The following is a 227-nucleotide window of genomic DNA, read 5'->3' on the forward strand; positions in this document are numbered from 1 at the left end:
GACCGGAGCGCAGGTAGGCGTCGCCCGGGGTCGGCAGCACGTCGACGAGCGAGGCGCTCGAGGCGTCGATGTTGCCGCCGTTGGTGAACTGGAGCTTCCAGAGGTCGGTGCCGCCCACGACGGTGTTCGCCGCACAGGGCTGCCGGTAGAAGCCCTGGCTGTCGGAGACGCACGGGGTCGCGGCGTTGTTGACGTTGATCGCGCCGCGGGTCGAGGTGGTGCCGGTG

At 70.9% G+C, this 227-nt stretch carries 1 protein-coding gene; it reads right to left on the reverse strand.

What is annotated here, in order from left to right:
• A partial coding sequence (locus FJ658_RS16400; RefSeq protein WP_181408506.1) for a hypothetical protein occupies nucleotides 1–227 on the reverse strand: 227 nt, incomplete at both ends.

The organism is Schumannella sp. 10F1B-5-1 (genome assembly GCF_006517535.1).
GTDB lineage: Bacteria > Actinomycetota > Actinomycetes > Actinomycetales > Microbacteriaceae > Schumannella.